This window comes from Pseudomonas sp. Cab53 (assembly GCF_018325965.1).
Taxonomy (GTDB): domain Bacteria; phylum Pseudomonadota; class Gammaproteobacteria; order Pseudomonadales; family Pseudomonadaceae; genus Aquipseudomonas; species Aquipseudomonas chlororaphis_E.
In genome coordinates this window covers 4,333,448-4,359,673 of sequence record NZ_AP021902.1, presented here as the reverse complement: position 1 = coordinate 4,359,673, position 26,226 = coordinate 4,333,448, and the positions used below count along the sequence as shown (strand labels likewise).

Here is a 26,226-nt window from a genome sequence, read left to right as displayed (position 1 = left end):
CTATCGTTGTGTTGCAAGGGCGCGTCCGATCCGGTCCGCGTTGGCCATGAGGGTCAGGGTGTGGGATTTCTCGGAGAGACCAGGCAGGCAAGCACCGTCGACAACGTGCACGCCGGGCAGCCCGGCGACCTCTCCCAGGCTGTCGGTCTCTCCGACGTCGGGCCGTGCCCGCATGGGCAGGGTGCCCGCGTAATGGATGTCCGCCCCCGGCTGGGCCAGGGTGAAACTCATCGGCATCAGCAGCGCACCCATTTTCCAGTAGATCCGACGCAGCCTGGCCTCGGCGTTCTTCATGAGCCCTGGCGCCTCGGGTTGCAGGCCGCCGGTAACGCTCAACGAGCCATCGGGGCGTAACCTCGCCGTGTTGTTGGACAGATGGCCAGGCAGGAAGATATTGCCGACCAGGCAGGCACTGAGCAGGTTGTTCGACAGCTCGATGGCCAAGCGTTTGCTCATCGGGATCCGGCTGACGAATTCGCTCATCGGCAAGCCCGTGGTGCTGAACGTCGAGCCGAAGGCACAGGTGCCGGCCGCCAGCTCCAGGGCGAACGATAGCTGACCCAGGCCAAATGTCGAAACCCTCGGCGTGCCGAGCATGCTCGGCAGCCAGAGCAGGAAGGCGGCCGTGAGCGAGGACAGCAGTCGCACCGCCGCGGTGTGGTTCAACTGTTTGAGCACGAGCCGGGTAGTGGCCAGCGTGCCAGCCGCCAGCAGCAGGCGCCGTGCGCCCACGCGTCGGGAGGCATGACGGTCGCTGATCACCCACGAGCCGTCCGGTTGACGCGAAAGATCATCCACCAGCACACCCTGGATGTGCTGGAAGCCTGGGTACTGCTTGAGCGTTGCCAGTTCCTGCGATGCGCTGTACAGCGCCTGGTTCTGGCACCCCCACAGGCAATTGCCGGACAGATCGCACGCCTTGCGTTCCCCCAGCGGTTGGCTCAACGCCGCCACCCGCGAACGGCCCAGGCGAAACCCCAGGGCGGGAAAACTCGGTTGACGGCGTGTGTAGCGATCAAGCAGCCGTTGATGCAAAGGGTCCATCGGCAAGGGCGGTTGGGACCACTCATCGAGGCCGAAGTAGCTGGAAAGATCATCGTCGGCTTGGCCGCTGATCCCGATTCGCCGCGACACCGCTGCATAGGATCGTTCCAGTTCGGCGTAATCGAAGGGCAGCGCGGGCAAGTCGCTGGTGTCCAGGCGCGCCACGCCACAGCCCCAGGCATTCGACAGCCCGCCGGTGGCCAATGAGCCGACCCCGATGAAGTGTCGGGTGTCGATGCGGTTGCCTTCGTTGAACCCGCGAAACACATGCGCGTGGGTGGGCGTCTTCAGCTTGGGGGAGACCGCTTCCTGTTGGTTCAGGCCGTGGAAGTCTTCGCCAATCAACCATTTCCACTGGGCTTCGTCCCGGGTGCGGCTCGTGAGGTACGGGGCCAGCGGCGCCGCTGAGGTGCCGCCGTCGACCTGGGCATCGACCATGAGCACGGTCAGGCCTGCCTTGACCAAGGGGTAGGCGGCCGAGGTGCCGGCAGGGCCACTGCCGACGATGATCACATCGAATTCAGGCGTCACGCGGGGCTCCAGCGTCAAGGATCAAGCGGCGCGCCAGTGGACGACACAGCGGGGTCACGGCCCGCCATGCGAGGGCCTTGGCCGCGATCCATACCAGTGCCATCGACGTCAGGACGAAGCCACGGGGCTGATGCGTGCCGAGAAACCGCCTGGCGCCGACGGGGCTGGCTTCGGCCAGGGCGAGCGCGGCCTGCAGGCGCCAGGAAAGGTCCTGGCCACCGGTCGCCGCGAGGACGCCGGGGTTGTCCAGCAGGCTCACCAGGACCGGCCAGCGTTTCAACAAGGGCGAGCGAATGGCCGGTCGGGTTTTGCCAGCCTGTTCCAGGGCCTTGACGTAGCGGCTGACCAAACTGCTCGGCGGTGTGCTGCCGAGCAGGTAGCCCAACAGCACTTTGCCTTCTTCGAGGCACTGCCGACGTTGTCCCCGGCCGGAGCGGTGCAGGCCGTCCGCCAGGGGCCGCAACACGATGCCGAGTTTTTGCAGGCTGTGGGCGGTGTCCAGGGTGGGCAGGTGGATCAGCGAAAAGATCCGCTCCAGCCCCAGCTTCGTGCCCAGCGATTGGCCGAGGCACCGGCGCAGCAGGGCGAGCAGTGCTACCGGCACGGGAACGGGCAGGCGCATCGTGTGGACCCTGTGTGTCGCGATCGCCATGAGAAAGCGGCCAAAGGAAATCGGCTGCACCGCACCCAGGCTCAGCACCTCGGCGCGAATGTCCTCACGCTCGACCACGGCCAGGATCGAGGCGGCCAGGTCATCGACATGAATCGGCTGTACGCAAGGCGCCGGCACCAGCATCGGGATGACCGGGAAGCGGCGCACCAGCCTGCACAACAGGCCAAAGAGCCCACGCTCGGGACCGCCATACACCTGGCCCGGGCGAATCACCACGCCTCCGGCCGCCAGCACCGCTTGTTCGATCCGCCATTTGACCTGGCCGTAGACCGTTGGCGCGCTGGCCTGGGCCGTCTGGCTGGACATGAAAATGAACCTGGCCGAGGCTTGTCGGGCGCACTGGATCAGCGCCTCGGCGGCCTGGACCTCGGCGTCCGCGCCCATGCCGGACTCGGGCGCGGTATTGGCCGCCAGGTGGATAAACGCCTGGACACCGGCCGGGCATTGCGGGGCGGGGTCCCGCAGGTCGTAGGGGAGCCAGGCATGGGCGCGAGCGCACGGCGTGCGCGTGGCGCAGATCACCTCATGGCCGTCCGCTGCCGCGCGGTCGGCCAGTGGTAGGCCGATGTAACCCGTTGCACCGGTAATCAGCAGCTTCATGATCAGGCGCCTTCCACGCGGTCGGGCCGCTCGGACGCAGGCGTCTTGGCGGTGAACACGAACCACTTGCTGATCCAGTACGTCACGAAGACGCAGGCCACGTCGGCAACGAATTTCACCGTGCTGGGATGGTCGACGACATACAGGCCGGCGCTGAGCAGGGCCGAGGCGAGCGGAATGTTGACCGCCAGCAACGCGAAGTAGCTCAGTGCCTGGGCCTTGCCGTTGCCCTGGTTCGACTTGAACGTGAAGTGGCGATGCAGGAAGAACGCGAACAGCCCGGCGACGACCTTGCCGGCGATATTGGCCAGCACCGGCTCATCCCGGAAAAAAACCAGGAGCAGCAGGAACGTGCCCATGTCCAGGGCATAGGCCAGCAGTTGGATGGCGCCATACCGAACGAAGGTCAAGGCTTGCTCCTGATGACGACAATGTGATGCAGGCCCAGCACCCGTCGCAGGGGATAAAGCAGTTTTTCAACGACTTTCATCAAGGGGATCAGCGCGTCGGGCAGCAACTGACGGAAATTCAAGCCGCCCGAGATCAGGTACCGAGGATAGTTGCCGCAGATTTCCTGGTGGAGGATTTCCAGGCCAGGGTACTTGCGTTCGAAGGCTTCGCGGTCCCGCACGAAAACGATGTAGCTGAGCGCCTGGTTGGCACCGTTCATGGGGCCGGTAGAGGGTGTTTCCCACGATGGGAAGTGCCTGTCGAAGCCCTCGGACTTGAACAGGCGCTTGTACAGGAACGCGGCAAGCGGGCCGTGAAAGGGCTCGATCAGGATGGCCCCGCCACCGGGCACGAGGGTGCGTTCAAGCTCGCTGAAAAACCTGTCAGGGTGAGGAAAATGGTGGAAGCAGTTCTGGCCGTAGAACGCCCTGACCGAGTGATCGCCCAGGCTCATCGATTCTGCATTCAGGGCCATGTCCAGGTGCTCGGTGGCGACGATGTCGGTGGCCAACACGCCAGGGTAGGTGTCGCGCATTGGCGCGATCCCGGCGCCGATTTCCACTTGCAGGCCTTCGACCTCGAAGTGACGCTCGGCCAGGCGATGAAAGGCATGGTGGAACTCGACGAACACGTCCTTGAGCATCCGCTTGCGTTCGAGAATTCGCTTATGCAGCTCAAGGCGCTCGACGCCGTCGACATCCAATGTCTTGAGCGAAGGGTCGGCCAGAAAATCCCTGAGCGCCTTCACGGCTGCTTTTTCCGCAACGAGGTGGCATGGCGGCGTCTCGAATGCCTTGGCCGGTTGGGCACCGAGGCGATGTCGTAGCCGAGGAAGGCCATGACCAGTTGCAGCCCCAGCAGCAGCGGCAGCGCACTGAGCATCACTGTCCCGGCGGGGGTCTGGACGCCATTTTGCGCCGATTCGTACCAGTGGTAGCTGCCGAACACGGTGCCGAACAGGAGCATGAGTAGCCCGATGGGCAATTCGATCGAGGCCAGGGACATGTCCCGCAGGTAGTAGTTATAGAACACACGCTTGCTGAAATTGCGCAGGTGCTTGAACAGGAACTCGCCAATGATTTTCGAGACCGCCAGGTGACTGGTTTCGTCGCCATAGCGCGCCTCCATCGGAATATCGACCACCACGGCGCGCACGGTATTGAGGCGGAACAGGATGTCGGTCTCGAAGAAGTAGCGTTCGCTGACCTTGTCCAGGGGTAGGAGCCGGGCGACGTCACGATGGATCGCGGTGTACCCGTTGGTGGGGTCGAACAGGTCCCAGTAACCCGTCGACAGCTTGGCCATCAGTGACAACACGGCGTTGCCGAACAGCCGGACCCGTGGCATCGACTGGACTTGCTCCAGGTTGAAAAAGCGATTGCCCTTGGTGTAGTCGGCCTCGCCGGCCAGGATCGGCTCGATGAACAGCGGGATCAGGGCCGGGTCCATCTGACCATCGCCATCGATCTTGACGATGATGCTTGCGTTGTCCGCGATGGCTTCCCGGTACCCGGTCATCACGGCCCCTCCGACACCTTTGTTGACGGCATGGGGCAGGACCCTGACCCTGGGGTCGGTGCAGGCCTGCAGCACATGCTGGCCGGAGCCGTCCGGGCAGGCATCGTCGATCACGTAGATGCGCCACACCTGCGGGCCGATGGCCTCGATGACATCGATGATGTGCGCCGTCACCCGGTAGCAGGGGATGACGACCGCGACTCGAGGTTCTTCCGTGAAAAGCTCTGTTTTTGAGTTCATCGATATCGCTGGCTATTGTCTGAATGAAAGGGACTTGAACGCCACGGGCGTATCGGTATGCCCGGAGGCATAGACGATCGCGACGACGGCTTCCTCAGGTGCCACCACGGTCATTTCATGGGTCGCCCATTGCGGCGTGCAATCGAACGTTTCGATGCTGGCGGAAATGAACCGGCCTTGGGCATCCATCCAGTTGGTCTGGATTCTTCCGGACGTGGGCTGCGTCGCACAGCGTGCCGACACTGCGCTGGTGAAGCTCTGCCCTGGCGCCACCTCGACACGTTGGGTGGCCGGCGTGTTGACCGTGACCGTAAGGGTTTTGCGCGATGCGTCATAGGACGAGGGCTCGGTCAGGTGCCAGCCTTCGAGGTCGGACAGGTCGGGGTTGAGCAACCGTTCGAGAGGGACCTGATGGACTTTGCGCAGCTCCAGCCCGCCCATTTTTGCATACGGCTCGGACACGGCCAGCAGACGCTCGCGTTGCGCGGTGGGTGTGCTGGCATGGTCGATGATCAACCAGTCCACCTGGCGCTGTCGCAACCGCTGCAGCAGGGCCGGCGGCGTGGTTGCCTGGTCGACTTCACGGGTCCATTTCACGTTGTACCAGGAGGCGTATAACGCATCGCTTTTCAGGCCCGCCATCGAAGGTGGCGCAAAGACTGCCACGGGCCGATTGGCCACGTTCAGCGCGTTGACGACGTCGACCATTTTGCGGATCGGCAGGTTCTGCGCCAGGTAGGCATCCCGCCCGGCCGCACTGAACAGTGCGGCCGGCTTGATCTGGCCATAGTAGGTGGCCGCCTGGATGAACAGCACATTGGCCAGCACCAGCACGGCGCCCACGATCATCCCCAGTGTCCTCGGGAAGTGCCTGTGGTCGGAAAAGGGCAGGGCGAGGACTACGGCAAACAGGGCAAAGGAAGGGAATATGTAGCGCAGGTAGGCTGTCGAGTGGAACGACAGGACAATCGCACCGGCGCCGAGCAGGAGGATGCACCAGGCCTTGCGGTTGGCCCCCAGCAGCAGGGCGACGGCCGCGGTGGGCACCAGCAGCCATTGGAAGCCGGCGGCACCGTCCTTCCCCTCGATGAACCGGGGGGCCTTGAAGACCATGCGATAGAGGGTGTCCCACGTGACCCCCTTGTCGAAAATGGCCGGCGCCTCGAAGTTGACGCTTGGCCAGAGTGGCGATTGAAAAATCGCGTTGAAAAACGGGAACACGGGATTGCCGGTCAGGAACCACGCCGAGAGGTACGGTGTGAGCCCCGCCACCAGCAGGCCGAGGCTGCCCAACAGCAGCGCCCGGATGACGCCGGGGCGGATCCAGGCCCGGTACTGCACCAGCAGGAGCACCAGCAGGACCGGCAGAATGCTCAGGGTCACCGCTTTGGTCGCCAGGGCAAACCCCAGCAGCAGCCCGGCCAGGATCAACTGTGAATGACGCTGCGCAACTTGCGAGGTGAACCGTGAGGTGTTCAGGATGGCCAATGACCCGGCCAGGACGAACGCGGTCCACGCTGACTCGATAAACAGGCTGCTGCTTTCGGCGAAGGCCAGGGGCGTGGACAGGAAGAACAGGCTCGCCCATCGGGCACTGATGGCCGTACCGCCGGCCCAGATCGTCAGGTTTCGGACCTGCCACGCCACCAGCAGCGTGAACGCGCAGTTGGTCAGGCGCGAAGCGGTTTCGCCGGCCAGCATGTAGACGATGCTGTAGACCCAGTCGGCCAGCATGGGCATGACCGCCCACACGTAGGTGCTGGCGTCGAAACCCCATTGGTGCCGCTGGGCCAGTTGAGACGGGACGAACAGGTGCATCGCCAGGGCGTCGTAGCCGACCTCCGGCATGAAGGCGACCGCTGCGTGCAGGCAGGCGATGGCGACCAACAGGCTATCCAGCAGGGTCGCCAGCGGTGCCTGCGGCGCGCGTTCGGTGCGGACCTGCGCCAGGATTCGGCGAACACTCGCCGCGGCGTCGGCATGTCCGAACACGAGGGGCAGCGACAGCAGCGCGGCATACAGCCCGGGGTAATTGATCGGGAAGTAGGCGGCCAGGCCCGTCAGCGTACCGAACGTGCCCATCCCGACCAGCAACGGGACCGTCCAGTCGGTGGGGGTTCGCTGGCCCAGTATCCATTTGCCGAGGGTGTGGGCGGACAGCGCCAGCACGGCGACCACGATCATCGGCCAGGCCTGGCCACCGGCGATGGACAAGCCCGCGATCAGGCCCAGGCCGAGCACAAACGGCGGTTTGCGGGTGAGGGCGGTGAGCGCGCCAATCGCCAGTGAGGCCAACAGGATTGTCCGGGTGGCGCTGTTCATCGACGGCCATGGCAGCGTCGAGAAACCGTACAGGCTGACCACCGTGCTGGCCAACAGCACCAACACCACCGTCGCGTACTTCAAGCTGTCTGTGTGCAAGGTATCGTCTCTGCGGTTCAACACGTCAGTGGCTTGGGAAGGACCATGGGCGGCCTATACGTCCCGGTACACATGCGGGACCCAGGGCCCCCATTTGCTTTCGTAGAGGGCTTTGTTCTTCTCGAAAAGCACGCGTTTCTTCTGCGCGCCCAACTGGTTGAACGAGGCGGACAAATGATGGTGGACGAACACGTCCTCGGCACAGAAGGCGCGCAGGCCAAGCTGCTGGACGCGGCGACAGTAGTCATCATCTTCGAAAAAGCCCAGGCCATACTCTTCGCAAAGGCCGCCGATCCGTGCGTAGGTGGTGCGCGGGAACATCACGCAGAAAAAAGCCAGGGTGTTGATCTCGAAGCTCTCGCCCATGCGCCCATAGGTCAGCTCTGCCGACTCGACGTGCATGTCCTCGATCAGGTTGTAGCGGGTGCTGACCTTGGCTTCATTGCCGATGTTGTTGGTGATCGGGCCGATGATCCCGATGTTCTGGTTGTCCCGCAGGTGCCGGAGCAGGCCCTTGACCCAGCCGGCCGTGACCACGGTGTCGTTGTTGAGGATCACCAGGTAGTCGCCGCTGGCTGCGGCGAGGCCCACGTTGTTGCCCGCCGCGAACCCCTTGTTGTCGGGGTTGAGGATGACGATCCGGTCTGGGTGTCCCTTCGCCCAGTCGGTGAGGAAGGCAGGGGTTTCGTCGCTGGAGTGGTTGTCGACGACGATGATCTCCAGGTTCGGGTAGTGACTGTGGGTCACCAGGCTGTCGAGGCAGGCCTGGGTGAGCGCGAGGTTGTTATAGGTCAGCACCACGACGCTGACCTTGGGTTGAGGCAAGGTGTCGATGGCCTGGCGCAGGCTCGCGGCGCGATGTCGCCAGGTCTGCTGCTGGGCGAACGAGCGACGCGCCTGCAGCGTGGATTGCGCCTCTGGCAGGGCCTGCAGAACCTCGCGTATGGCCGCGACGAAGTCCGTCGGGTTTTCGGCCGCCCGCACCCGATCGCCGAACTTGCTCAGTTCCGGCAGTTTCACCGAGACCACCGGTTTGCCCGCGCTCAGGTATTCATAGACCTTGACCGGATTGGTGGCGAGGGTCAGCGGAATGACCTTGAACGGCAGCAGGCACACGTCCATCGCATGCAGGTAGTAAGGCAGCGAGGCGTAGGGGACCTCGCCTTCGAAGACCACGTTCGGACAGGCCTTGAGGGCTTTTTTCGCCTGGGTCGTGTCATTGCCGATCAGCAGTATCAGGTGCTGTGAAAAAGTCTGGGCGACGTGCTGAATCAGGTCCAGGTCGAACCATTCGGCGATAGCGCCGTAATAACCAATGATCTTGCGGCCTTTGGCGTCCTGGTAAATCTGCTCGGGACGCTGGCTGAAGAAAGAGTATTCACTGGCATTGCGGATCACCGCGACGTTGGCGTTTTCGCGCCGGGCGTGTTGTTCGATCCAATCGGAGGTGGCGACCAGCAGGTCTGCCCGGCGCATCAGGGCGATTTCCAGGTCGAGCAGTTCCTGCGCCACGTTGCCAAAGCCTTCGTGGTGGTCCATGCAGTCATAGATCAGCGTGGAGTTGGGGATACGCCTGGCCAACGGAAACCAGTAGGCATGCTGGACAATGCAGTCCACCGCGCCGACTTTCGCCCAGCGCAGCAGCATGGCGATGCTCTGGCACAACTGGCCGATTGCGGCGGCCGAAGGCGGGGCGTGATAAATGGCCGGCGCGCCGCAGACTTTGAGGCGAATCTGGAACAACCGCCTGGAGGCATCCAGCGCCTCGACCTCGAAGCCGGGCGCCTGATCGTCGATAAAATTGTTCGAGATGTAGAAGGTCGTCTGGCCGGCCTTGGCCAGTTCCTTGGCCAGGTTCTGCGGACGCTGGATGCGGAAGTGCCAATCGATGACGCCGAACATCACCACGCAGGGTTGCGTAGTGAGAGGCGGCGGAGGGAGGTTCACCAACAGGGCTGGCAGCGGCTGGGACGCCTGCTCCGGTGATGCCGCTGACTGGCCGGGCACGGGTTGGCGTCGCTTGAGCCAGCGTCGAAGTTGGCTCGCCAGCCGGCTTTTGCGTTGGGCATCGAGCGGCAGCAAGGCGAAGACCCGCCGGGACCATCCATACAGGAATTTGCGGATCGAATAGCGCAGCGGAGCGCGCTCGATGGCGTGGCTCCAGTCCGACAGCTTGAGGAGTTCGGCATGCTTGCCGGCCAGGCGATCCTGCAGGTCCGTGGCCTGGTCGGCGAGAGCGGCCGCTTCATCGATTTTTGCCTGTAGCGACGTCGTTGCCGCAGCCAACTGCTGTTGCTGTTCGCGCAACTGCGCGTGCAGCCGCCCGGTCTCGCGCTCCTGGGATGCCGTACGGGCAGTGACCTCTTTCAGTTCCCGACGCAACTGAGCGATAAGCTGGTCGCGGTTCTCTATTTCCTTGACCAGTTGGACGGCTTCCACGGACCGGGTTTCTGTCGAGCGCCTCAGTTGGTCGATGCAATCAGCCAGGCGGTTGAGCTGTTCCATGCGGTTTAAAATCCCTTGGTTAATGCTGTTGGCTCAGTGTTGGCGGGCGACATTTTCATATGACATCGGCAAAGCCTTTGCGTGTCCTCTGGAACCAGGTAAATCCGGCCCATGCGATCAGTACAGACGCCGCCGCGTAAATTGCCAAGCTGCTCCATTGCGGCATCCTGCCCCAGAACAGCAGGTCGCGGACGACTTCCACCGGCAGGGTCAGCGGGTTCGCCTGCAAGGCCGCCTGGTAGTTTTGCGGGAGCGTTGAGCGTGGGTAGAAAATCGGTGAGAGGAACAGCATGGCCGTGGTGACGATGCCAGTGAACTGGCCCACGTCCCGCAGGTAGACGCTGATGGCGGCGAGAAACCAGGAAACACCGAGTGTCAGCAACACCAGGGGCAGTACCACCACGGGCAGCAGGAATAGGGTCGCGGGCGGCATGCCAAACAGCAGGACGTAGAAGATCAGCCACGCCAGCAGGCTGACCGCTGCATGGAACAGCGCCGCGCCCAGTGACACCAGGGGGAGGATCTCCAGGGGAAAGACAATTTTCTTGACGTAGTTGGTGTTCGCCAGCACCAGCCCCGGCGCACGGTTCACGCATTCGGAAAACAGGTTGAACACCAGCAGGCCCGCGAACAGGATCAGGGCGAACTCGCTCTTGGATTCGCCGCCACCGGCCCAGCGGGCCTTGAACACGACGCTAAAGACGAAGGTGTAGACCACCAGCATGAGCGCGGGCGTGAAGAACGACCAGAATATGCCCAGCACCGAGCCCTTGTAGCGACCGCTGACTTCTCTGCCAATCAAGGTCCTGATCAGGTTTCGATGGGTGAACGCACTCTTGATCATGGCGATGGGCGAAGCGTTGAACGGCTGCATCAGTGGCGGGGTCCTTAAGACAATATCGATCACAGGCGCCCTGACGAACATCGTCATGCACAGGTGAATCGACGGATCGAATCACCTCAAAGGCAGGGGGCCGGCGTTCCTGTCCAGACGGCGGGTTCTAGTGGTTATTCGTGGCCCCAAGGCCACTGTCGTACAGCCTGCAAGAGGGCTACACCTTACGTCCGTTGGGGCCTGTCGACAATAAAAACTCCCGGTTGCAGACGTCTTTCTGGATAGGAGGCGCGTGAGCGCAATGGGCGCGGGCAGGGCGGTTAATTGACGCCAGATCCTTGTGCCGGATCGACCTAGACGAGCCCGCCGCGGCGAACGTGAATTAATTGTCGGCGCCACGCACGCAAGGCTTTTTTTTCGTGGCGTCTGTGCTTAACTGCCCGCAACGTCCTGTTACAGCGCATGTTCCTGCACGCCGGTACAAACGGCAGTGATTCACGGATGGGTCTTTTTGCCGATGTCGAATGAAGTGGCGATCAACGCCGAAAACCTGAGCAAGTGCTACCAGATCTACGATGCACCCAAGGACCGCCTGTTGCAGATGGTGATGCGTGGCAAGAAGCGCTTCTATCGCGAGTTCTGGGCGCTCAACGATGTCTCCCTGAGCGTCGCCAGGGGAGAGACCGTCGGCATCATCGGCCGCAACGGCAGTGGCAAGTCGACGTTGCTCCAACTGATCTGCGGGACACTGATGCCGACCCACGGCAGTGTCCGGGGCAACGGCCGGATCGCGGCATTGCTGGAGCTGGGAGCCGGTTTCAATCCGGAGTTCACCGGGCGCGACAACGTCTACATGAACGCCGCCGTGCTGGGTTTGAGCCGCGCGGAAATTGACGCGCGCTTCGAGGACATCCTGGCCTTCGCCAACATCGGCGACTTTATCGACCAGCCGACCAAGATCTATTCCAGCGGCATGCTGGTGCGCCTGGCCTTCGCCGTTTCCGTCGGCGTGGAGCCCGATATCCTGATCGTCGACGAGGCCCTGGCCGTCGGTGATGCGTCCTTCCAGTTCAAGTGCCTGAGCCGCCTGGAAGAGCTGACCGCCAAGGGCACCACGTTGCTGTTCGTCTCCCATGACATGAGCATGGTGAAGCGGTTCTGCCACCGGGTCATCTACCTGCGCGAAGGCCAGGTGGTCGCCAGCGGCGCGCCGGACGAAATGGCCGAGCTGTACCTGCTCGACATGCGTGACGAGCAGCGTCGCTGGGCCAGCGGCGGGGTCATACCGGTGACCCGCAAGCCCTTCATGGGCGGCCTGGACGGCATCGCGTTCGGCACCGAGGAAGGGCGCATCACGACGGCCTGCTTCACCGATACCCAGGAGCTTACCTCCAGCTACTTGTATGGGAACGACATCGAGATTCGCGTGGAGGCAGTGCTGCATGAGTCGATTCGCCAGCCCAACATCAGCTTCACCATCCAGGAGGCGCGGTTGCTGGTCATCGGTGGGGCGAACTTTGCCTTGCCGATGGGCCCCGTCGAAAATGGCTGGCGACGGGCGGCGATCAACGTGCGCTTCCCGGCCAATCTCGCCGCGGGGCGCTACCATGTGACCCTGAAGCTGTTGCACGGGGTGACCGAAGACACCTCGCAATTGATCGAAAAACAGGTCGCGCCGCTGGCGTTCGACGTGTTGCCCAGCGCCCGCCATTTCCTCGGCATGGTCGACCTGGGCCTGCACAGCGTTGGCCCCGGTGCGCAAGCGTGCCTGGCCGAGGACAAACTCAAGGAGCGTGACGCGTTGACCGAGCCCACCCGCAAGCCCGACTGGCAGGTCGCGATATTCGGCACCTTCGATGTCGAGAATTACGGTGACCTGCTGTTCCCCATCCTCGCCGAGGCCGAGTTGGCACGGCGCTTGGGCAACGTCCACCTGCATCGGTTTTCCTATCACGCCAAGACCCCGGCCGAGTGGCCCTATGCGGTGACCTCGCTGACCGAACTGCCCCGTGTCGCCGAGGACCTGGACGGCGTGCTGATCGGCGGCGGGTTCCTGATCCGCTTTGACAAGGTCGTCGCCCCGGGCTATGGCCCGACGACCCCGGACATCCATCACCCCACGGGGTACTGGCTCACGCCGGCGCTGGTCGGGTTGCAGCATGGGATCCCGGTCCTGTGGAATGCCCCAGGGATGCATTGCAATCATGTTCCCGACTGGGCCAGGCCGCTGTTGACCATGGCCCTGGAGCAAAGTCGGTACGTGCGCGTGCGCGATGTACCGACCCGCGATGCCCTGGCCGCCTTGACCTCGCGGGCCGAGATCGACGTGCTGCCGGACACCGCCTTCGGCCTGCCGCGCCTGATCGATGAGCAGCAGCCTTCCCCAGCGTTCGTGCAACTGCGCGAACAGGCAGGGCTGGACCGGCCGTACATCGTGATCCACGCCATTCATGTGGTCGAGTCGTTCGTCCGGTTGTTCGAAGAGCATCCCCAGGCATTCGAGGCTTATCGCTTCCTGGTCGTCCCCATCGGCCCGGTGCTGGGCGACGACCCGTCGGTCATTGCCGCACGCCTGCCGGGGGCCGTCACCTTGCCGTTCTGGCCGCAACCGCTGTTGATGGCCGAGATACTCAGCCAGGCGCAAGCGGTGATCGGGCACAGTTATCACCTGGCGATCAGCGCGTTGGCGTTCGGGGTCCCGGTGTTTTGCTCGGCGGACCTGACCACGGGCAAGTACACGGCCCTGGCTGAGTTCGACTCGCTCCATGCGTTGCCCGACGTGGCGACGATCGATCCCCAGTGGTTTCTCTCGCGCGTTGGCAAAACGGCCCCGTCGCCGGCGGCGCGCGCAGCGGCGGACACCCTGGTGGCGCATTGGGACCGGGTGGCCGACATCATTCGCCAGGGCCGCACGGCGTCCAGGCCGGCGCTGGGCGCGTTTTTGCAGCACCTGCCCAATCTGCTCGAAGGAGCCGCCGAGCGCGGCGCTGCCCCGCATGCCCAGTGCGCGCCGGAGCCGATCACGCCTCGGGTCGTCGCTCCAGTCCCCGGCCCGTCGGCCCAGGAAGTTGCCCAGCAGGCGCTTATTTCCCAGCTCAGCCAGCAACTGGCGTCGAGTAATGCTAGGGTTCTGCAACTAGAAGGTTCCAGTTCGTTCCGAATGACCGCACCACTGCGCTCCATTGGCCGTGGTATCCGAAAACTGACAGCGACCCAGAATAAATAATGCTAGAACTTTTTCGCCTCGAATCGACTGCACTGAAGTCCTATCCATTCTCCTGGGCTGAAATCGCGAATCTGTATTCGGCCAAGGACGCCGCGGCGTTGGCCGAGACCTTTCCCCATGATCACTTCAAGACCGTGAGTGGCTATGGCGGCGAGAAAAACTATGACTACGAGGCGCGGGCATTGGTGGAGATGGGCACCCAGACCATCGCCTTTGCCGAGTCACTGAGCGATGTCTGGCTGAAACTGGCCCGGGACCTGGGTTCGGCGCCTTATCGCGAAGCCATGTCGCGATTGACCGGGATCGACCTGCGCAGCGTACCGATGGAGGTCAATGTCTTTCACTATGGCCTGGGTGCCAGCCTCGGGGCGCACCCGGATCTTCCGGACAAACTGGTGACCCATATCCTCTATTTCAACGAGTCCTGGAACCGTGACGACGGCGGTTGCCTGCAAATCCTGAGCAGCAACGACCCCACCGCCGTGGTGGCCGAGATCGAGCCCCTGGTGGGCAACTCGGCGGTCCTGGTGCGCTCGGCCAACTCCTGGCATGCGGTGTCGCAGGTGGTGGGCAACTGCAACGCCTCGCGCCGTAGCCTGACCGCAACGTTCTACCGTCCTGGCTCCGTCAGTTCCATGTGGCCGCAAGGTGAGACGCCGGCGTTGCATGGCTACCCACGTGCATAAGCCCGACAGCAAGTTGGCCGAGCGCGAGGGTGTCGTGGCCCAACGGGATGCCGCCCTTCATGAACGCGATATCGCCCTGGCGAAAGTCGACTTCCTGCAGAAGACCAGTTCCTGGCGTTTTACCCAACCGCTGCGCACGCTTGCCCAATTGCTGCGCTATGGCTTTGCCGCCCGGCGAGACCCGCCCAAGCTGATGGAGGCCATCGTGCGCCCGGCCGGGCAGGAACTGTGGCCGATACCCGAGGTTGAACCGGACTTCGAGGCCTCGGGGCGCCTGGACATCCTCTGTTTCGCCAACATCGCCTGGGCGGCGCGATTCCAGCGGCCGCAGCAGTTGATGAGCCAGTTCGCGCAGCAGGGCTACCGGGTGTTCTATGTCGTGCCGTCCAGCGTGCCCGAACAGGGCCAGCCCTATCTGCTGACCGCCGTCGCGCCGAATATCTATGAGGTCGCGCTGCAACGCGACACCCAGGACAAGTACTACGAAACCACGCTCTCGCCCCAGGGCGTCGAGCTTTATCGGCAGGCCCTGGCCGCGCTGGCGGCCGATTGGCAGATAAAGACGGCGCTCTCGGTGATCCACCTGCCTTACTGGAGCCCGTTGGCACTGGCATTGCGCGCCGAGCGTGGCTGGCGGATCCAGTACGACTGCATGGACGACTGGGACGGTTTTCCGAACATCGGCGAGCCGCTGCTCAGAGAAGAGCAGACCCTGGTGGCCGAGGCCGACCTGGTGACGGTGTCTTCCGCCTTGCTGCACGAAAAATGGTGCGCCAGTACCGCCCAATGCGTCTTGGTCAGGAACGCCGTGGATTTCAACTTTTTCCATCAGCATTGTTTCGCCAATGACGTGCTGGAAGGGCTCGTCGGCCCTGTCATTGGCTACTATGGCGCCTTGGCGCAGTGGCTAGATTTTCCCCTGCTGGCGGCCTTGGCGGACCGGCGACCGGAGTGGAATTTCGTGTTTCTGGGCGATGTGTTCGTCGACGACATGGCAGGTCTGGAGCACAAGCCCAACGTGCATCTGCTGGGCATCAGGCCCTACACCCAAATGCCTTTGTACCTGCATCATTTCGATGCCTGCCTGATCCCTTTCCGGCTCTATAACGTGACGCATGCGGTAGATCCGGTGAAGTTCTACGAGTACATCAGTGCCGGCAAACCGGTGGTTTCCACGCCGCTCAAGGAAATGAGCCTCTATGAGGGCGTTTTGTATTTCGCCACCGGTGTCGATGAGTTCGTCGCCCAGCTCGAGCGGGCGCTGGCCGAGCGCGATCTGGCCACCTACAAGAAACGCCTCGAGCTGGCCCGGGCCAATGATTGGAAGGATCGATTCGCCGCCACGCAACAGGCGATGGTGGCGCTGCACGAAAAAGTCTCCATCGTGGTGGTCACCTACCACAACCTCGCGCTGACGGTTCAATGCATCAACAGCCTCTTGCGCAACACCACCTGGCCCCACTACGAACTGGTGGTGGTCGATAACGGTTCTGACGATGGCACCCGTGACTACCTGGAGCGCCTGCACCAGCACGTGCCGTGGGTGAAGATCATCCTCAACGACGAGAACCGCGGCTTTGCGGCGGCCAACAATCAGGGTTTGAGGCAAGCCGACGGCGACATTCTCGTGCTGCTCAACAATGACACCGTGGTTCCCAAGGGATGGCTGGACCCGCTGGTCGGTCATTTACGCGATCCCGCTGTCGGCCTGGTCGGCCCTGTCACGAATGCCGTGGGCAACGAAGCGAAGGTCCCGGTGAGCTATACCGACATGGCGCGGATGCAGCGTTTCGCCGATGAGTACACGGCCGCCCATGCGGGGCAGTGTTTCGACATCGCGATGCTTGCCATGTTTTGCGTCGCCTTGCGCAGGGACGTCCTCGAGGCCGTGGGGTGGCTGGACGAAGCTTTCGGCATCGGCATGTTCGAGGACGATGACTACAGTCGCCGTGTCCAGGAAAAGGGCTACCGCACCGTCTGCGCCGAAGATGCGTTCATCCATCATTACGGGCAGGCTTCGTTTCGAAAACTGATCGCCAGTGGCGAGTACCAGGCCCTCTGGGATAAGAATCAGGCGTACTTCGAAAGCAAATGGGGACGCTGGCAGGCCCACGTGCAGCGCTGAAATGGCGTCAGCGCCCGGGCAGGTCCTTGTGGGTCAAGTGGAACGGCCTGGGTGAAAAGCCCAGTCGATCGCGGGCGAGCGAGTGGTCAAACACCAGGTCCTGGTTCATGCGCTGCACCAGCGCGCTTGAAAGGTGCCGGTAACGCGGCAGGCAGCGCATCAGCGAAACCGCCATGCCCAACGCCGGGGCGGGCAGGGGCAGGGTGCGTTCCGGGCGCTCCAGGGCCTGGAAGATCCGGCTGACCATGGCGTGGTAGGGCAGCGTTTCGCCTCCCGAGAGGTTGTAGCCGCCACTGGGCAGGTCGTCGATACTCATCGCGGCCAGGCACGCCTGGACCACGTCGTCGCCGTGCACCGGCTGGCGCAACCCGACACTGCCACCGACGAGCGGGAAGCAGCCGAAGCGCTGGATGAACCGCGCCACTTGCGCAACGCTCTTGTCACGGCCCAGCCCATAGACCAGCGTCGGTCGTAGAACGACCCACTCGATCCCTCGTGCCGTTGCCCATCGTTCAAGGTGCGTTTCGGCATCGACCAGACGTTGCGCTATGTCCCTTTCCCTGGGATCCGGTGACATCGCCTTGGCGAAGCGGCTCGTGGAGGACAAGACAACGATGCGCTTGAGCTGGGTGTCGGCCAGGCGCTGCAGATAATCCGGTAGAACCCAGAGGGGCGCAAAGGACAGGCATGCATCCAGCACCAGCCCTTGCCAGTCATCGGTGTGTCGCCAGCCGGCGCCAGGCAGCGGTGTGTTGGGCAGCGCTCGGGTAAAGGGGGTCACGGCATGACCCGCGTGGCCCAGCAGCGCCATGGCACGCTCACCCCATACGCTGGAAGCTCCCAACAGGCCGACGCGCAACTTCAGGCGCCTGCCAGTCGCTTCAAAGCCTTAACCAGTCGGCCGACAGCGTGACGGCAGACCATCAGGCCGAATCGGAACCAGACGCCAACGACCACGCTGACCCACAGAAACGCCGAGTACTTCTGGCGAAAAAACTTGCCATAGAACCGCAGGATGCCCTGGTGCTTGTGCCACTCGACGAAATACGGACGATGCCGGCTGCAGCCGCCGAACACATGCATGACCCGGGCATCCGGTACGAACAGGACGTTCCAGCCGGCCTGGCGAAAACGCATGCACCAGTCCAGGTCCTCGCAATGCAGGAAGTACTGCTCATCCCATGGCCCGACGCTCTCGATGGCCTCGCGCCTGACCAGCATGCACGCGCCGGAGATGGCTTCGACGACGACGGGGGCGGCCGGTAGCGGCTCTTTATGGAGCAGGAAGTCGGAACAGGCCGAGGGAAAGATTGTGGCCATACGTGAGAGCCCGAAGGCCCGCATGAACGCCCGTCGTGGGGTGGGGAATACCCGACGGCCACCGGGTTGTTCACTGCCGTCCGGATTACACAGAAAGCCGCCAACCATCCCGATCCCCGGTGAGCTGTGCAGCGCCAGCAGCAGGCGGTCTATGGCGTCGACGGCCAGCACCGTGTCCGGGTTCAGGAAAAACACATTGGGTGCCGTCGTCAGGCGTGCACCCTGGTTGCACGCGACGGCGAAGCCGAGGTTGGCGGTGTTCTTCACGATCTGGAGCGAGCGGCCGCTGCCGTGGGCGCTTTGCAGCCTGGCCAGGCTGTCGTCGCGGGAGTCGTTGTCCACCACGATGACCCGGGCTGCACCCGCGGCTAATACGGAACCGACACACTCAACCAACAGTTTTCCCGCGTTGTAATTGACGATGACCACATCACACTCATCGCGTCGAGGTGTCTTGTGCCGCTCATCCGTGGCGGCCAGTTGCACTGCTTCCAACTTCATCACTCCGTTTGCCGGGCTGCGGCACTGATAGGGAAGCTACGTCCAGGTAGCGCGCAGGAACAGGGGCCAATAGGGGTTGGATCTCCGGGATCTGCGAAAGGTGCCATCGTATCAACACCTGTCTTTTTCTGTTGCGAAATAAGACGTTGCACGGACGGCTGATGGGACGGCAGGTTTGCTCCCTGGGTTCATTGGGCAGAATGTTTCCACTGAACGTGTAGGACTTGGCTGTAGGTTTGTGCGCCGTTTCACCCAGGAATCGCGAAGGGTGGCGCGTTGTATTCCACAATACAATCGCGCATTCGAACCCGGCACGGGATAATACGGGCCGGTATGGAGTCTCAAGCGCTCCCTGATGGCAATTGCAGTACGCAAGGATCGAACGCAATGACAGATTGGCTGCAGAGCTACGGAGAGATGGCCGAACGGGTGCGCCGCCATGATTGGGACAACACGTCGCTCGGACCACCGAAACAGTGGCCCGATGTGTTGAAGACGACCGTTGCGCTGAGCCTTGCCTCGCATTTTCCCCAGGCCATTATCTGGGGCCCAGACCTGATCACGCTGTACAACGATGCCTTCCTGCCCATCCTGGGAAACAAGCCCGAGGCCTTGGGGCGGGGGTTCGATGAGGTGTGGCGGGAAGTCTGGAGCGATATCAGCCCCATTGTGCGGGCCGCCTTCGAGGGGCAGGCCACCTACATCGAGAACTTTCCCCTGGTCATCGAGCGCGGGGGCGGCCCGGAACAGGCCTACTTCACCTTCTGCTACAGCCCTATTCGCGACCAGTTCGGCAAGGTCGTGGGCATGGTCGACACCGTCACCGAGACCACCTCCACGGTGTTCATGACCCAGCGCCTGGCCGTGCTGGATGCCATTGGTAACGCGGTGGCCAATGCCACCGACCCGCAGGTCATCATGGCCACCACCACGCGCATCCTGGCGGCGCACCTGAACCTGTCCAACTGCGCCTATGCCGACGTGGACGAGGACGAGGACGGTTTCACGATCCGCGGTGACTGGGCCCGTGCGGGATCGCCGCATATTCTGGGACATTATCGCCTGGCCGATTTCGGTCGGCTGGCGGTCGGCAACCTGCGCGCCGGCAAGCCGTTGGTGATCAACGACAACCAGGTGGAGCTGGCACCGGAAGAAGCGGCGACCTTCCAGGCGATTGGCATTGCCGCGACCATCTGCGTCCCGTTGATCAAGAACGGGCGTTTGACGGCGCTCATGGCGATCCACGATAACAACCCGCGCGTCTGGTCCTCCAACGACCTGGCGCTGTTGATGGAAGTCACCGAGCGATCCTGGGCCCACATCGAGCGCTCTCGGGCGGACGCCGCGGTGCGTGAAGGCCTGGCCGCACTGGCTGAGCTCAATGCAACGCTGGAACAGCGGGTCGAAGAGCGCACCACACGGCTGAAACAGACCGAGGCGGCGCTGCGCCAGTCCCAGAAGCTCGAGGCCATTGGTCAGCTCACCGGCGGCGTGGCCCACGACTTCAACAACCTGCTGACGATCATTCGCTCTTCGGTCGATTTCCTGCGCATGCCCAACCTGTCCGAAGAGCGTCGGCAACGGTACATGACCGCGGTCTCCGAGACGGTGGAGCGCGCCGCGAAACTGACCAGCCAGTTGCTCGCGTTTGCCCGGCGCCAGCCGCTGAAGCCGGAAGTCTTCGAGGTGGGCAAGCAGGTGCAGAGCCTGGGTGACATGCTGGAAACCGTCACCGGCGCGCGAATTCAGGTCAAGGTCGAGCTGTGCGGGCGTCCTTGCTACATTCGCGCCGACCTGAGCCAGTTCGAAACGGCCCTGATCAACATGGCGCTCAATGCCCGGGACGCCATGGACGGGCAGGGCACGCTGTGCCTCAGGCTTCATTGCGGCAACGGCATGCCCCCCATCCGCGGTCACGCCGGGGCCCGGCAAGCGTTTGCCGCCATCGCCCTGGCGGACACCGGCACCGGCATCGCGACGCACGTGCTCGAACACATCTTCGAGCCGTTCTTCACCACCAAGGAAGTGGGCAAGGGCACCGGGTTGGGGTTGTCCCAGGTGTTCGGTTTCGCCAAGCAGTCCGGTGGTAACGTCGATGTCTCCACCGTCGTCGGCGGCGGCACGGTGTTTACCTTGTACCTGCCGGAAGTGGAGGCCGAGGACGTTCAAGAGCCTGGCCGGGAAGAGGTCACCCAGTTGGTGCTGGAAAAAGGCACTCGGCGCGTGCTGGTCGTGGAAGACAACCTCGAAGTGGGGCGTTTTGCCAACCAGATCCTCCAGGACCTGGGTTATGAAACGGCGTGGGCCACCAACGCCGAGCAGGCGCTGGAAATGGTGGGGCCGGATGCGATGGCCTTCGATGCGATCTTTTCGGATGTGGTCATGCCGGGCATCAGCGGGATCACCTTGGCCAAGGAGCTGCGCGCGCGCCGTCCGGACTTGCCGGTGGTCCTGACGTCCGGCTACAGCGAAGAGCTGGCGCTGAAGGGGCATGAAGGCTTCGAGTTCTTGCCCAAACCCTACTCGGCCGATCAGGTTTCGCGGATTTTACATCGGACCCTGCTGGGCTCCGAATGACCGTTTCCTTTCTGAAACAGTGAGTTCCATTCGTCGGTGAAGGGCGTTATCGGACTGTCAGTCTGTTGCTGACCGACTAGTCTGAAGCGCGTAGGGCCGATATTTTCCAGGCAATGGTTGTTGCCGGTATGGGCCTCGATGAAAGGGGAATGGCAATGGGAGCAGCGTACAGCGAGGACAATGCAGCCGTGTATCCGATCAACGAAGGGCTGCAGTGTGGTCAGTCGGCCTATCGGTCGGACTTTGGCGATGAACCGATCAAGTCCATCAGAACCAAGGTGTCGAAGGTGCAGCGAGGCGAAAAAGCCAAGTTCCTGCCCAGGATTCCGGTCAAGAAGTAATCGCGCAGCCCCGTTATCGAACGGTAATGCTGTTCACTTGAGGTTTATCACTTGTCGTGGCGAGGGAGCTTGCTCCCGCTGCGAGCGCGCAGCGGTCCCAAGCTTTTGGGGCTGCTGCGCAGCGCAGCGGGAGCAAGCTCCCTCGCCACGGGCCGGTGACGTCCTTACCTTAAGTGAAGGGTATTACGTTATCGAACGGGGCTTTTTGTTGAGTTTGCCGAAAAATATTTTTCATCTTTTTTCAACAGGCCGTTTCTTTCACGTTTCTTTCACAAGCAGGTCCGTAGGCTGAACTCATCCGTTAGAAAGCAGTACCTGCCCGTTTCCCCAGCGGGCTTTTTTTTGCCTGTCATAAAATAAAATGCCGATTCGCTGTCCAACCGTCATGGCTGACGCTGTTTGGCGTAGACTCGCGCCCGCGCGCACCGGCCATCCCCCTGATGCGGCATTTTCGAGGTTTTATCATGCGTTTGACTTTGTCCTCCTTGGTGCTTGGGCTCGTGGTAGCCCAGGGCGCAATGGCTGCCGGCGACGGGACTGCTGCGGTTGGCGGTGGCCTGGGTGGTGTGTTGGGTAATGTGGTCGGCCAACAGATGGGCGGCAGTACCGGCGCCGCGATCGGCGCGGGTGTCGGCGGCGCAGCCGGCAGTGCGGTAGGGGCTCGCAAGGGCAGCCGCACGGAAGCGGCCATCGGTGGCGGCCTGGGATCGGCCGGCGGCTCGATTGTCGGTAATCGTTTGGGCGGCTCCACGGGCTCCACCGTCGGCGCGGGCATTGGCGGCGCGGCGGGTGGTGCATTGGGCAGCAACCTGTCCGATGACCGCGACAGCCATTCCGGTGGCAAGAAGCACAAGCACAAGAGAAAACACCGCTAGGTTACAAGGCCCGTGGGAGCCTGGCTCGCTCTCACAGGTCTGTATCTGGACGTGCTTGAGGTATTTATCCGGAACGTTTACCGCGGCTTCGCCTCAAATTGTTACATCCATCAACCATTGCGAGGTGTGCCATGACCCCGGAAACCGAAGGCAAGGAAGAAAAAGGCCCGTCGGGCCTTCCTTTCGTCAATGACCCGGGCAATGAAGACCCCGGTTCGCTGATGGACGACGCCCAGGTCCCGCTGATCGACGACGAAGACGCCGAGCTTGAGGATGAGTCCTACGATTGAGGCGGGTTCGATCCGCCTCTGGAGGCTGTCATGACTGCCGATTCGCCCGCGCCCGATGACGAAACCCCGGAATACCCGCTGCCATCACCCACCAATCCGCTGAGTCGCGACCAGCTTCCGCCCGATGATGACGCGGCGGCAGAACAGACGCCTCCCGAGGACGATGATGACGGCGAGGCCGGGCCGGGCTGATCAGCCCGGTCCACCGCCTGTCGATCCGGCGGCACCATCGGCGTGCTGCCCTTGCCACACATCAGGTAAGTACCTCGAAAAGGAGACTCACCATGATGAAGTCCAATCTCACCGCGCTGACACTCGCCGGGATTCTTTCGGCCAGCTCCCTGAGCGTTTTCGCCCAGTCCTCAAGCGACAACCCGCCCGTGGACAAGGGTGGCATGCCACCTTCCACCCAGATGAATGCCGACGCCAACGGCAATGCCTTGCCACCGGGCTCCGTGAGCGGCGGCAATGGCGGCGACGCCAGTGGCAGCAGCACCAGCCCTGGCACCGGCGGCGGTTCGACCAGCGGCAGCAGCACCATGGGCGGTGATTCGGCCGGCGCCAGCACCAGTGGCGGCACGGGCACCAGCGACAGCGGGGGCAGCGGTGGCGGCTCGGGCGGTGGCTCGGGCGGTTCCGGCCAGTAACCGTTAACACCCTTCAACTGCGAGACCGCCCGTAGGAGCCAGCTCCCAGGGGCGGTATCGTCGATTACCCGTTGCCTGCTCCAAGCCCCCCTCGTTATGCTGCTGAATCCTTTAAGGCGAATACCTTCCCTGGCCGCACCTGAGCCATCCCTGGAATGTTGTGTTGATAACGGATCAGATGCGATGAATGCACCGCTGAAAGAGTTTGGCCCGATCAAGGCTGTGATTTTCGACATGGACGGGTTGTTGCTGGACACCGAGGGTATCTACACCGAGGTCACGTCCATCATCGCCGAGCGCTACGGGCGTACGTTCGACTGGAGCGTCAAGCAGAACATCATCGGCCGCGGCGCCGGCGACCTGGCCCGCTATGTGGTCCAGGCCCTGGAGTTGCCGATCACCCCCGAAGAGTTCCTGGTGATTCGCGAGCCGCTGATGCGCGAGCGTTTCCCCCATGCCCTGGCAATGCCGGGGGCCGAGGAACTGGTGCGGCATCTGAAGGCCAGCGGCGTGCCCATCGCGGTGGGCACCAGCTCCTCGCGGCACACCTTCGCCTTGAAAACCACCCTGCACCGGGACTGGTTCGCGTTGTTCGACTTCATTGTCACGGCGGACGACCCGGAAGTGGGCGCCGCGAAACCGGCCCCCGATATTTTCCTCGTCGCGGCCCGTCGCCTGGGCGTCGCCCCGGCGGATTGCCTGGTGTTCGAGGATTCTCCATTTGGCGTGACGGCTGCGAAGGCGGCCGGCATGACCGCCATCGCGATCCCGGACCCGGCCATGGCGGATGAAAAATACGCCCATGCCGACGGGATCATTCGCTCGTTGAAGATGTTCCAGCCAGGCCTTTGCGGTTTGCCCGAGCTGGAATGGGCCTGACGGGACAGCGCGAGACAGCAGAACGCCGGTCAGGGTCGAGAACCCTGGCCGGCGTTTTTGCGTGCCTCGATCAAGCCCCGAAGCCGCCGTCGATGGTCAGGCTGGCCCCGGTGATATAGGCCGCTTCCGGGCCCGCCAGATAGGCCACGAAGCTGGCGATTTCATCCACGTTGCCGTAGCGCCCGATCGCCATCAGCGACAGCAGGCTGGAGGCGAAGTCGCTGTCGGCCGGGTTCATGTCGGTGTCCACCGGGCCGGGCTGCACGTTGTTGACCGTGATACCACGAGGCCCGAGGTCGCGTGCCAGGCCTTTGGTCAGGCCCACCAGGGCGGATTTGCTCATGGCGTAGGCGGCGCCGCCGGCAAAGGGCATGCGATCGGCGTTGGTGCTGCCGATGTTGATCACCCGGCCACCCTCGCTCATGTGGCGGGCGGCCGCTTGCGTGGCGACGAACACGCTGCGCACGTTGATGGCCAGGGTCCGGTCGAAATCCTCGAGGTTGAATTCTTCCACCGGTCCCATGGCCAGGACGCCGGCGTTATTGACCAGGATGTCCAGCCCGCCGAAGGCCTCGGCGGTGGCCGCGACGGCATTGCGGATGGCCTCGGCGTCGGCGCTGTCGGCCTTGATGGCCAGGGCCTTGCCGCCCGCTGCGGTGATGCTGTGCTGCAGCTCTTCAGCCTTGGCGGCCGAGCTGACGTAGGTGAACGCCACGGCGGCGCCCTCGGCGGCCAGGCGTTTGACGATGGCGGCGCCGATGCCGCGGGAACCGCCCTGGACCAGGGCCACTTTACCGTTCAGTGCTTGCGTGTTCATGGTGTTCTCCAAAAGGTGCCGGGGCGAGATGCCGCGGTGATGGGAGGAGTATCGACATCGCGTCGTGGGTTGTGTAGACCGCCCTTGCTATAGTCTGTGTAAACCAAAAGTTTGGAATGGCGCCCATGGAAACATTTAGTAGTATCGAATGCTTCGTCCGCAGCGCCGAGGTCGGCAGCTTCGCCGAAGCAGCCCGCCGCTTGAGCCTGACCCCGGCGGCGGTGGGCAAGAGCGTGGCCAAGCTTGAAGCGCGGCTGGGCGTGCGGCTGTTCCAGCGTAGCACTCGTCGACTGACCCTGACGGAAGCCGGCCAGTTGTTCCTGAGCGAAGTGAGCGGCAGCCTGCACACCATCCAGAACGCCGTCGCCAACCTCGCCAGTGCGGGCGGACAACCGGCGGGTACGCTGAAGGTGAGCATGGGTACGGCGTTCGGCCGTTTGTACGTGTTGCCGTTGCTGGGCAGTTTTCTACGGCGCTACCCGGCGATCAATCCCGATTGGCATTTCGATAATCGGCAAGTGGACTTGATCGGCCAGGGCTTCGATGCGGCCATCGGCGGTGGTTTCGAGCTGCCCCAAGGGGTGGTGGCGCGCAAGCTGGCGGTGGCGCATCGAGTGCTGGTGGCTTCCAGGGATTATCTGCAGGACCATGCCGCGGTGATCGAGCCGGACGATCTGGCGCACCATCAGGGCATCCTGATCCGTTCACCGCAGACCGGGCGCGTCCGTTCCTGGCAACTGACCCATCGCAGCGGACAGCACAGCCCGCTCGAGCTCAAGGCGCGCATGACCATGAGCGACTCGGAGGCCGACTGCGCCGCCGCGGCCCAAGGGTTGGGCATTGGTCTGGTGAGCATGCCGGTTGCAGTGCCTTACCTTGATTCCGGTGCGTTGCTGCGGGTGCTGCCGGACTGGTACGTCGACGATGGCAACATTTCCATTTACTACGCCGAGCACAAGTTGCTGCCGGGCAAGACCCGGGCGTTCGTGGACTTCATCATCGAACAGTTCGCGCAGCAGGGGTTGGCGGCGCGGTTCAGCGCGGTTTGAGCCTGGCTTCAGGCCGACGTGCGCCTATCGCGAGCAAGCTCGCTCCCACAGGGTTATGGTGTTTGGAAAAATCTTC

22 protein-coding genes and 1 pseudogene are annotated in these 26,226 nt (G+C 63.1%); 12 read left to right on the top strand and 11 right to left on the bottom strand.

All coding sequences use genetic code 11. From position 1 onward, the window contains the following. Genes KI241_RS18860 through KI241_RS18825 form a run of 8 tightly spaced genes read right to left on the bottom strand, consistent with a single transcriptional unit; the run spans window position 1 to window position 10,856 of the window. A complete protein-coding gene (locus KI241_RS18860) occupies window positions 1-1,575 on the bottom strand; it encodes a GMC oxidoreductase (RefSeq protein ID WP_244868237.1) in 1,575 nt (524 codons plus the stop codon). Beyond that, complete coding sequence (locus KI241_RS18855; protein WP_212802868.1) at window positions 1,565-2,848, bottom strand: sugar nucleotide-binding protein; 1,284 nt, start codon at window positions 2,846-2,848, stop codon at window positions 1,565-1,567. Before KI241_RS18855 ends, KI241_RS18860 begins: the two co-directional genes overlap by 11 nt. 2 nt (window positions 2,849-2,850) lie before the next feature. After that, a complete protein-coding gene (locus tag KI241_RS18850; protein WP_212802867.1) occupies window positions 2,851-3,258 on the bottom strand; it encodes a GtrA family protein in 408 nt (135 codons plus the stop codon). Continuing rightward, entirely contained in the window at window positions 3,255-4,046 is a 792-nt protein-coding gene (locus KI241_RS18845) for a methyltransferase domain-containing protein (protein ID WP_244868236.1), read from the bottom strand. Before KI241_RS18845 ends, KI241_RS18850 begins: the two co-directional genes overlap by 4 nt. After that, complete coding sequence (locus KI241_RS18840) at window positions 4,043-5,056, bottom strand: glycosyltransferase family 2 protein (RefSeq protein WP_212802866.1); 1,014 nt, start codon at window positions 5,054-5,056, stop codon at window positions 4,043-4,045. The genes KI241_RS18845 and KI241_RS18840 overlap by 4 nt, the downstream gene beginning before the upstream one ends. A gap of 12 nt (window positions 5,057-5,068) precedes the next feature. Next, window positions 5,069-7,477 carry a glycosyl transferase gene (locus tag KI241_RS18835; protein ID WP_244868235.1) on the bottom strand — a complete coding sequence of 803 codons (2,409 nt, stop codon included), beginning with the start codon at window positions 7,475-7,477 and terminating at the stop codon, window positions 5,069-5,071. 54 nt (window positions 7,478-7,531) lie between these two features. Continuing rightward, entirely contained in the window at window positions 7,532-9,982 is a 2,451-nt protein-coding gene (locus KI241_RS18830; RefSeq protein ID WP_212802864.1) for a glycosyltransferase, read from the bottom strand. 55 nt (window positions 9,983-10,037) lie between these two features. Continuing rightward, on the bottom strand, window positions 10,038-10,856 hold the full coding sequence (locus tag KI241_RS18825) for an ABC transporter permease (RefSeq protein WP_212802863.1): 819 nt from the start codon (window positions 10,854-10,856) through the stop codon (window positions 10,038-10,040). Window positions 10,857-11,334: 478 nt separating this feature from the next. Between KI241_RS18825 and KI241_RS27860 the strand changes: the two are divergent. The 4 genes and pseudogenes from KI241_RS27860 to KI241_RS18810 form a co-directional block, all read left to right on the top strand. Beyond that, window positions 11,335-12,555, top strand: a pseudogene (locus KI241_RS27860) (ABC transporter ATP-binding protein); the annotation flags it as partial. Next, window positions 12,538-14,043 (top strand): polysaccharide pyruvyl transferase family protein, encoded by a 1,506-nt coding sequence (locus tag KI241_RS27855; protein ID WP_244868299.1) that lies wholly within the window; start codon window positions 12,538-12,540, stop codon window positions 14,041-14,043. The pseudogene KI241_RS27860 and the gene KI241_RS27855, both read left to right, overlap by 18 nt. Next, window positions 14,043-14,729: a 2OG-Fe(II) oxygenase family protein gene (locus KI241_RS18815; protein WP_042729292.1), complete on the top strand. Its 687-nt coding sequence runs from the start codon at window positions 14,043-14,045 to the stop codon at window positions 14,727-14,729. Before KI241_RS27855 ends, KI241_RS18815 begins: the two co-directional genes overlap by 1 nt. Further along, window positions 14,710-16,854 carry a glycosyltransferase gene (locus tag KI241_RS18810; protein WP_244868234.1) on the top strand — a complete coding sequence of 715 codons (2,145 nt, stop codon included), beginning with the start codon at window positions 14,710-14,712 and terminating at the stop codon, window positions 16,852-16,854. Before KI241_RS18815 ends, KI241_RS18810 begins: the two co-directional genes overlap by 20 nt. A gap of 7 nt (window positions 16,855-16,861) precedes the next feature. Here the strand turns inward: KI241_RS18810 and KI241_RS18805 are convergent, their stop codons facing one another. Beyond that, window positions 16,862-17,665, bottom strand: coding sequence for an NAD(P)-dependent oxidoreductase (locus KI241_RS18805; protein WP_212802861.1), 804 nt, complete (start codon window positions 17,663-17,665; stop codon window positions 16,862-16,864). 50 nt (window positions 17,666-17,715) lie between these two features. After that, a complete protein-coding gene (locus tag KI241_RS18800) occupies window positions 17,716-18,675 on the bottom strand; it encodes a glycosyltransferase family 2 protein (protein ID WP_244868233.1) in 960 nt (319 codons plus the stop codon). 387 nt (window positions 18,676-19,062) lie between these two features. Here KI241_RS18800 and KI241_RS18795 point away from each other — a divergent pair, with 387 nt between their 5' ends. The 7 genes from KI241_RS18795 to KI241_RS18765 all read left to right on the top strand — a co-directional run bounded on the left by KI241_RS18795 (window position 19,063) and on the right by KI241_RS18765 (window position 24,284). Continuing rightward, entirely contained in the window at window positions 19,063-21,252 is a 2,190-nt protein-coding gene (locus KI241_RS18795; RefSeq protein WP_212802860.1) for a response regulator, read from the top strand. Window positions 21,253-21,380: 128 nt separating this feature from the next. Further along, window positions 21,381-21,593 (top strand): hypothetical protein, encoded by a 213-nt coding sequence (locus KI241_RS18790; protein WP_234407979.1) that lies wholly within the window; start codon window positions 21,381-21,383, stop codon window positions 21,591-21,593. 464 nt (window positions 21,594-22,057) lie between these two features. Further along, window positions 22,058-22,468, top strand: a complete 411-nt coding sequence (locus tag KI241_RS18785; protein ID WP_042729287.1) for a glycine zipper domain-containing protein — start codon at window positions 22,058-22,060, stop codon at window positions 22,466-22,468. A 131-nt stretch (window positions 22,469-22,599) separates the two neighbouring features. Next, window positions 22,600-22,758 (top strand): hypothetical protein, encoded by a 159-nt coding sequence (locus KI241_RS18780; protein ID WP_172679709.1) that lies wholly within the window; start codon window positions 22,600-22,602, stop codon window positions 22,756-22,758. A gap of 30 nt (window positions 22,759-22,788) precedes the next feature. Then, the gene (locus KI241_RS18775; protein ID WP_199925086.1) at window positions 22,789-22,950 is read left to right on the top strand and encodes a hypothetical protein; all 162 of its coding nucleotides are present in this window, start codon (window positions 22,789-22,791) and stop codon (window positions 22,948-22,950) included. A gap of 92 nt (window positions 22,951-23,042) precedes the next feature. Then, window positions 23,043-23,405, top strand: a complete 363-nt coding sequence (locus KI241_RS18770; RefSeq protein ID WP_042729286.1) for a hypothetical protein — start codon at window positions 23,043-23,045, stop codon at window positions 23,403-23,405. Window positions 23,406-23,588: 183 nt separating this feature from the next. After that, entirely contained in the window at window positions 23,589-24,284 is a 696-nt protein-coding gene (locus KI241_RS18765) for an HAD-IA family hydrolase (RefSeq protein WP_042729285.1), read from the top strand. 70 nt (window positions 24,285-24,354) lie between these two features. Here KI241_RS18765 and KI241_RS18760 read toward each other — a convergent pair whose 3' ends face one another. After that, window positions 24,355-25,101, bottom strand: coding sequence for a 3-oxoacyl-ACP reductase family protein (locus KI241_RS18760; RefSeq protein ID WP_042729284.1), 747 nt, complete (start codon window positions 25,099-25,101; stop codon window positions 24,355-24,357). Window positions 25,102-25,226: 125 nt separating this feature from the next. Between KI241_RS18760 and KI241_RS18755 the strand changes: the two genes are divergently transcribed. Next, window positions 25,227-26,150, top strand: a complete 924-nt coding sequence (locus tag KI241_RS18755; RefSeq protein ID WP_212802859.1) for a LysR family transcriptional regulator — start codon at window positions 25,227-25,229, stop codon at window positions 26,148-26,150. Window positions 26,151-26,226 lie beyond the last annotated feature (76 nt).